Source organism: Pseudomonas sp. 31 R 17, from assembly GCF_900004915.1.
Lineage (GTDB): Bacteria > Pseudomonadota > Gammaproteobacteria > Pseudomonadales > Pseudomonadaceae > Aquipseudomonas > Aquipseudomonas orientalis_A.
Genome location: NZ_CVTN01000067.1, coordinates 1 through 8,216, shown reverse-complemented (window position 1 = coordinate 8,216; position 8,216 = coordinate 1). Strand labels below are relative to the sequence as shown.

Here is an 8,216-nt window from a genome sequence, read left to right as displayed (position 1 = left end):
TGCGCTTTTCAAAAGTGAGCCGCTGTAAAAGCGGAACCCATAGCAGCCGTTACCGCAGAAACGGATATGTACTCGGTCCAATCCAGCATCCTGGCCAGCCCAGAGGCCGCCATCGGGGGCAAGCCCCCTCCCACATTTGAAAAGTGTTCACAGATCAAAATTGTGGGAGGAGCGGTGCGACGATTCGACTTGCCCCGATGAGGCCCTAATCCACAACACTGAACTCAAGCCTGGCAGTCTGCCCGGCCTCATCCAACACACTGAGCTGATAGCGCCCCAACCGCTCAAAGCTGGCATTGATGCTGTCCTGATTGGCGCTATCCCCCAACGGCGCACCATTGAGAAACCACCAGCGCCGCCCGCTGCCGCCCAGTGCGGAGATTTTCAGGCGCAGCGCCTGTTGACTGGCAGCGGGCAAACGCAGTTGATCGCCCTCGCGCACGCCCACAATGGACAACGGCGAAGCGGCGGCCAGTGCCGGCGGCGGGCACTCCGGGTCGGCGGCCGGGATGCGTGCTTCACGGCGCTCCACCCTGGGCAGCCAGGGCTCCAGCGGCGCCGGCCACAGGGCGATATGCTTCGGTTCGGCGCCAGGGCAATGGGCGTCCACGCGCAAGCCCTTGGCGTTGACCCAGAGGTTTTCCATCAACCCCACGCTCAACGGCTGATCCAGTGCCTGCAACGTCGGCGGCGTAGTGTTATCCAGTGTCCAGGCAAACCGCTGGCGACGACAGTTGGGATCGCTGCGACTCATCGGCTGGCCCAGCGGCCAACAGATTGCCGCCACGCCCACATTGGCCGGCACCGCCTTGACGGGTGCGCTGATGCCGCGCTGGCTGTCGCGGTTGGTCAGTACGTCGTGCACCTGCAACATCAACGGCGCCGCCGACGCCAGGCCAAACTGCCCCGGCACCGGCGTGCCGTCCGGACGACCGATCCAGACGCCGATCAGATAACGCGGGCCGACACCAATCGCCCAGGCATCACGAAAGCCATAGCTGGTGCCGGTCTTCCAGGCCAGCGTCGGGCGCTGCACCAGTTCGGCCCGTGGGTCGCGGTCGGGGCGCGCCTGGCCGCTGAGGATACGCCGCACGATCCAGGCCGCCCCTGGCGACAGCAATGGCCGTTCGCGCAGCGCGTCATCCGGCTGCAGGCGCAGGGTGGCGCTCTTGCCGTCGCGGGCCAATGCACTGTAGCCGCTGACCAGCTCTTCCAGGCGACTGCCGGCACCGCCCAGGATCAACGCCAGGTTCGGCTCGGCCAACGCCGGCAACGCCAGCGGCATGCCGCCGATGCGCATCTGCGCGGCAAAGCGTTTCGGCCCGTAGGCTTCCAGCAATTGCACCGCCGGCAGGTTCAGCGAGCTGGACAGCGCCGTACTCGCCGGCACCGCCCCGGTAAAGCCCATGGAGAAATTGCCCGGCCGGTAATCGCCGTAGCGTCGCGGCACGTCCTGCAGCAGGGACTCGGAATGAATCAGGCCGTCGTCCAGGGCCATGCCATAGAGGAAGGGTTTCAAGGTGGAACCGGGCGAGCGCAGCGCGTTGATCATGTCCACATGGCCAAAACGCTTGGCATCATTGATATCCACCGAGCCGAGGTAAGCGCGCACCGCCATGGTTTCTTCCTCCACCACCAGGATCGCCGCCGAGGTATGTTCGGGCAAACGCGCACGCCAGCCCAGCAGCAGGTCTTCGAGGCGACGTTGCAGGGTGGCGTCCACGGTGGTGCGGATCAAGGGCGGGCTGTCGGGCCGGTTCAGGCGGCGCGCGAGCAAGGGGGCCAGGCTCGGTTCCAGGCGCGGCGCGAGCAGCAGCGGTTCTTCCAGGGCTTCATCGACCGCCGATTGCGGCCATACCTGGAACTCGGCGAGGCGGCGCAGCACTTTGTCCCGCGCCTGCTGGGCGCGTTGCGGGTGACGGTCCGGGCGCAGGCGGCTCGGTGCCTGGGGCAATACCGCGAGCAGGGCGGCTTCGGCGTGGGTCAGTTGCTCCGGGGATTTGCCCAGATAGGCCCAACTGGCCGCCGCCACGCCCTGCAGCGTGCCGCCGAAGGGCGCGCGGTTCAGGTACAGGGTGAGGATTTCGTCCTTGGACAGATGCCATTCCAGCTGTGCGGTACGCCAGAGTTGCCGCAACTTGCCCTGCAGGGTGCGTGAATGCGGGTCGAGCAAGCGCGCCACCTGCATCGATAAGGTGCTGCCGCCCGACACCACCCGCGCGCCGGTCAGGTTCTGCCACGTCGCCCGCACCAGCGCCAACGGATTGACCCCGGGGTGGCGATAGAACCAACGGTCTTCGTAGGTCAGCACCGCGTCCAGGTAATACGGTGAGACCTCGCGGGTGTGCACCGGATAGCGCCACACGCCATCGGCATCGGCAAAGCGCCACAATGGCGTGCCATCCTCGGCCAGCACCACCCGGGCCAGGTCGTCCTGGGGCAACGGCAAGGGCCAGATACGGTCGGCCAGCCATAGCAGGGCAATGACCAACAACAGGCTCACCAGTGTCCAGCGAGCAACAAAACGCAAATTCAACCGGGCAAACCTCTATGCTTGCAGGGAACTCGCCTGTCGCAACAACGACCAAAGGCACAGTTACGCCCACCTTCTTAATCAGGACACGCACATGCAGGTAGAAAGCTTTTTCGAATGGTTGGGCCAGGCGCTCGGCTCCGTCATCCGCTTTATCGTCGACGGTCTGAGCGGCTTGTTCGGAGCCTTGACCCACGCCGGCGGCAACTTTATCGATGGCTTGTCGCGCACCCTGGGCATGGACACCTCGATCATCAGCATCATCACCCTGATCGTCGGGCTGCTCTTTTTGTACTCGGCGGTACGCGCCTTTATGCGGGCCTCGGTCATTATCGGGATCATCTGGCTGGTGCTGGGCCTGTGGTTGTTGAGCTGGGTTGTGCACTGATCACAATCCCTGTGGGAGGGGGCTTGCCCCCTCCCACATTGGTTTTTCAGCGGCCCTTGATCACCATATCTGCCGGGGTTTCGCCCACCGCCTGCCAGTTCGGCCGATACATCGACTCCACCTGGGGCGGCGGCACGCGGTAGGTGCCCGGTGTCACTGCCCGTGCCAGGTACAGCAAGTGCGTGGTGCCGCCGTAACCGTCCAGGTTCATCGCCGCCACGTAGCGGTCATCACGAAACTCCTGATGCTTGAGCGACGCGTTCTGCATCGACTCGCGCCATTCCTTCACCTGGCTGCTGGCGTTCTCCAGGCTGGCCGCGCTTTGGGCCAGGTTCTGGTTTTCCAGTTCCAGGCCGGCGGGCAGCAGGTCGACCACCAGGGCATCCGGCACGCGTTGCTTGGCGCTGACCGCCAAATGCACCAGCACCAGGTCGCCGCTGTTGAGGCTGCGCAGGTTCAGCGGCTGGCCGTTCATGCCCAGGTATTCGCGACGGATGCTCAGGTTCTCACCGCCCGCTGCCGGTGGCACTTGTGGGTAACCGGAAATCGTCAGTTGCTGGTACACCGGCGTGTCCCCCTGATTGCTCAGGCTCAAGTCGCTGGTCAGCAGCTTGTCATCCAGTTGCAGGGTTGATTGCTGGTTGTTCAGTTCACGCACACCACCACTGCCGGTCAGCGACACTTGCCAGTTCGCCTCTGGCTGGGCGAGCCCGAGCCGCCCGGCGAGGAACAGCGAATTACGCTCCTGGGTCGACAAATACGGGCTGGCCGCCAACTGGTCCGAGAGCGCGAACAGACGTTCCTCGCGCTTGCCCTTGGCCAGGTCATTTTCTTCCAGCAACGCCAGGATCATCGCCTGATCGCGCAACGGGCTGCCGTAGTCGGCCAGCCATTCCTTGGCGCTGCGCTGCGCGGCCAGGCCGGCGAGCAGCGCCTGGTCCGCACGCGGCTGGTCGCCCATTTTCTGCAGGGCAATGGCCAACTGCACCAGGGGCAAGCCGGAACGCGCATCGCTGCGTCGCTCGAAGATACTGCGCAAGGCCCCCAGCGGCGCCTGCTGACTGCGCGCCAAAACCATGCCGGCGTAGGCCTGCACGGCAAAGCGGGTGTGTTCGGCGTTGTCGCTGTAGTCGACTTCGATCAGGTTGCGCTCCTGCACATAGCGCAGCAGACGCTCACTGGCTTTCTTCAGCGCCTCGGCCGGCACTGCAAAACCCTGGTCACGGGCGCGCAGCAGGAAGTCGGTGACATAGGCGGTCAGCCAATATTCTTCCTCGCCGTCGGCGCCCCACAAACCGAAGCTGCCGTTGTAGCGCTGCATGCCCAGCAGGCGTTCGATACCCAGCTCGATCTTGCGTTTACGCTCGGCATCCGGCTCGCCCTTGATGCTCAGGCGTTTAAGCAACGCGTCATCGGCGTAGAGCGATGGGTACAGGCCGCTGGCGGTTTGCTCCAGGCAACCGTAGGGGTAGGCCTTGAGCGCGCTGATCTGCGCACCGAGGTTCAACGGCGGCCGGCTGGACAGGCTCAATAACGCCTCGCTGCCTGCGCTGTCGAACTGCTCCAGCGTGCCCGCAGGCAAGCTCCACGGCTGGTCCTTGAGCACGGCGCGGTAATGCTTGAGCAACGCAGGGTAAGCAGGACGCACGCCCAGGGTCCATTCCCGGCTGAACGGCGGCAGGTTTTCACCGGGCAGATCCAAACCGTTGACCGTCACCTTGACCTTGCCATTGCCCAGGCCGCCCCAGGCTTTCACCGGGATGCGCAGCGTGGTGCGCTGGCCTTGTTTCAACTCGACGCTGTGCGCGCCGCCGTTGACCAGCTGCAACTGCCCTTCGGCGCTCAGTTGCACGTCCAGCTTCTGCGCCTTGCCCGACAGGTTGGACAGGTCCAGCGCCAACGTCGTCTCGTCACCACCGGCCAGGAAGCGCGGTGCCGACAACTCGGCAATCAGCGGCGCGGCGATCACTGTCTTGGCTTCGGCCATGCCGTAACGGTCATCGCTCCAGGCCTGGGCCATCAGGCGCAGCTCGCCGTTGAAATCCGGAATATCGACGCTGACTTCGCCCTCGCCCTGCTCGTTGAGCGTCACCGGTGCGCTTTGCAGGGCGACGATGGTCACGCTGGTGTCCGGGCGCTTGCCGCCCTTGGCCAGTGCCGCATCGCCCCCGAACGCCAGGCTGGCCAGACGGCCCTGCCCGGCTTCGATCAACTGGCCGTAGATGTCGAACTGGTCCACGCCATAGGCCTTGCGGCCGAACAGGCTGGAGTATGGGTCGGGTGTAGGGTATTCGGTGATATTGAGAATGCCCACGTCCACTGCGGCCACCAGCACATGCACCTGTTTGGGCACACTGCCGTCGGCGTTTTTGGCGGCGATCTTCACCGTCAGCGGCTGTTTGGGGCGCATTTTTTCCGGCGCCGTCAGCGTCAGGCCAAGCTTGCGCTGGGTACGGTCCAACGGCAGATGCAGCAGGCCCACCGCGCGTTTGGGGGTGATATTGGCTTTGCGCTCGCCGGGACGGATCACCAGCGCGCTCACGTACAGATCATGCCGCGACCATTTCGGGTCGAGCTTGACGGCGAAACTCTTGCCTTCGGCCGGCACGTCGATTTCCTGCCACCACAGCGGCCCCTCGGCGGACTCAACCAGCAGGTAGCCTTTACCGGCCGCCGGCGGCGTGACGGTGACGTTGGCGGTGTCGCCATCGGCATAGGCGGGTTTATCCAATGCCAGCTTGACCTGATCGGGGCGCACGGCGCCGCCTTCGGTGTTGTCCTGGGCCTGGTAGCCGGCCCAGAAGCGCAGGCTGCTGATCAAGCCGGTCTGCGGGTCTTCGACCTCGACGCGGTAGGGGCCCCACTCCACCTGGAAGCTGACCTTGGCGGTGTCGCCGGCCTTGATGTCGAGGGTTTGTTCGTCGAGGTTGAGGAATTTCTCGTTGTAGTGATAGCTCCAGCCATCATTGTCCGAGTAGTTCCAGTAATAGTCGCGGCGCTCACGCACCAGACGCACCTTGAGGTTCTGCGCGGCAAGTTTCTGGCCGTCCTGGTTGGCCACCAGCACTTCGAACTCCGCCGGGCCGTCGCCGTTGGTTTCAGTGCCATCAAACAGCCCGCGCAGGCCCGGCAACTGCTCGGCCGGCCAGATCGGCTGTACCAGGCGTCGGGTGATCGGCCGCCCGCCCGACTCCTGCAGACTGGCCTGCACGATCAATTGCAGAGGCGACTTGGCCTCGGCCCATTTGCTTTCCAGGGTCAGTTCTTCCTGGCCCTTGGCGTCCAGCGTGCTTTCGTCCAGCTCGAAATCCTGGCTCAGCTCTTCTTCGGTGACCGAGCCGAACTGGTAGCCCGGCAAGCTTTTCACCGCCTCACGCAGCGGGCGCACATAGACCTGCCCGCTGACCCGATTACCCGAGGCCGGCGCGCCGTACAGATAACGGCCATTGACCTGGATGACCGCGTCATCCGCCGGGCTCAGTGGCGTGTCACTGCCCTTGAGCTCCAGCGCCAGGCGCTCGGGCAGGAAGTCTTCGACGAGGAATTCATACAGCTGCGGCTTGCCGTCGCCCAGGTCGAATACCAACTGCCAGCGCCCGGTCGGTGCTTCGCCGGCCAGTTGCAGCGGGTATTGATAGAGACCGGAGGCGTCGGCCTCCCACACGAATTTGCGGCTGACCTGCTCATCGGGGCGCCGCACTTCGACGCTCACCGGTTGCGGCTTGACGGCGTTGCCGTCCTTGTCGCGCAACAGGGCGTTGAGCAGCACGGTTTCACCGGGGCGATACAGGTCACGCGGGCCGAACACAAAGAACTGCAACGGGTGCGACGGCTGCCCACCGATATCGAACTCGGCCAGGTCCAGCGCGGCACTGTCCAGACGCAGCAAACTGGTTTGTTCACCCTGCTTGGCCAGCAACACCTGGGCTTTTTTCGGCAGCGGCAACTCGGCGTGGCCACCGTCTTCGGTCTTGCCCTGGCCGAGTACGCGGCCTTCGGCATCGAGGATTTCCAGTTCGACGCCGTTCAACGCCTTGCCACCTTCCAGCGCCTGGGTAAATACATCCAGGCGATTGGCGTAGCGGTGCACCGACAGGCCGATATCACTCAAGGTAAACAGCGTGGCCGGTTGCGAATAGTTGTAGGTGCCCGAGGCACGCATCACCGCCAGGTACACGCCCGGCTGCTGCAATTGCTTGAGGCCGGCGATCGGCAGCAGCAGGGTTTCGCGGGTATTGCGCGCCGGGTTGAGGTCAAAACGGCCGCCGTAGACCAGGTCGGCCATCGGCAGCAATTCGCGGGATTCGTAACTTTGCAGGCTGGTGTTGCGCCCCCACTGCGCCAGGAACGCCGGCAGGGACTCGGCCTTGATCCGGAAGAATTCAACGTCGATCTTGTCGACGTTCAGCGCGATCACCGGCAGGCCCTCAGCCAGGCGTGTGGGCAACAGCGTGCCACGGCTGGCGAAGCCGACGGTGGCTTGCAGGTCGCGGGTTTCCAGGCGAGCGGTGTATTCGGCGGCAAGCAGGTTGTCGTTGACCGCCTTCACCCCGGCATCCACCGTCAGCACCAACTTGCGCTGCGGCTCCAGGTGGCGCAGGCGCAATTCCATCAAGTTATCGGAAAGCTCCCAGCCGCCATCGACCTTGCCCGACTTGCTGTCGACCAAATGGACTTTGTCGGCGAACTTCTGATCCGGGTCCAGGGGAATGGAAAAACTCACCGACAGGGTGCTGGCCCCGTCCAACTGCACCTCGGACACATCCACCACGCTTAACTCACGCCCGGCGTACCGCTGCTTCAACGCCGCCACATCCACCGCCGCCTTGGCCGGCTTGGGCGCCACACTCGCCGCCGGGGCAGAGGGCGCGGACGGTTTATCGGAAGAATCGCAGGCGCTCAGCAGGGCCAGCGCACAGGCCAGGAACAATCCTTTGTTAAGCATGGGGCACTCATAGTCAGAGGAAACCGAGGGTGAACTATATATCAGCGCCGACCAAGCTGCTGCGGAGCTGGTCACATTGACCGACGGAGGGTGTGTTGGTTCTGGGTGTCATTGGGGTCAAACCAAATCCAACATAAAATGCAGATCAACATGTGGGAGGGGGCTCGCCCCCGATAGCGGTACATCAGCAACAAAAGTTGCCTGACGTACCCACACAACTCTGTAGCCCCCACCGTAACCACGATGCGAAGCGAGCCGCTTTTGATCTTGATCTCAGGCGCCCCGTTAAACCACGCTGGCCGAACGCAGGCTTGAATCCGTGGGTAACCCGGCAGGACGCCGGGTTAGCC

General features: G+C 64.2%; 3 protein-coding genes. 1 reads left to right on the top strand and 2 read right to left on the bottom strand.

Going from position 1 to position 8,216, the window contains the following annotated elements; translation table 11 throughout:
* Positions 1-205 precede the first annotated feature (205 nt).
* A complete protein-coding gene (pbpC, locus tag BFP89_RS16250) occupies positions 206-2,536 on the bottom strand; it encodes a peptidoglycan glycosyltransferase PbpC (RefSeq protein WP_065886473.1) in 2,331 nt (776 codons plus the stop codon).
* Positions 2,537-2,627: 91 nt separating this feature from the next.
* Here pbpC and BFP89_RS16245 point away from each other — a divergent pair, with 91 nt between their 5' ends.
* Positions 2,628-2,921, top strand: a complete 294-nt coding sequence (locus BFP89_RS16245; RefSeq protein ID WP_065886472.1) for a hypothetical protein — start codon at positions 2,628-2,630, stop codon at positions 2,919-2,921.
* Between the two features lie 46 nt (positions 2,922-2,967).
* Here BFP89_RS16245 and BFP89_RS16240 read toward each other — a convergent pair whose 3' ends face one another.
* A complete protein-coding gene (locus BFP89_RS16240; protein WP_065886471.1) occupies positions 2,968-7,866 on the bottom strand; it encodes an alpha-2-macroglobulin family protein in 4,899 nt (1,632 codons plus the stop codon).
* Positions 7,867-8,216 lie beyond the last annotated feature (350 nt).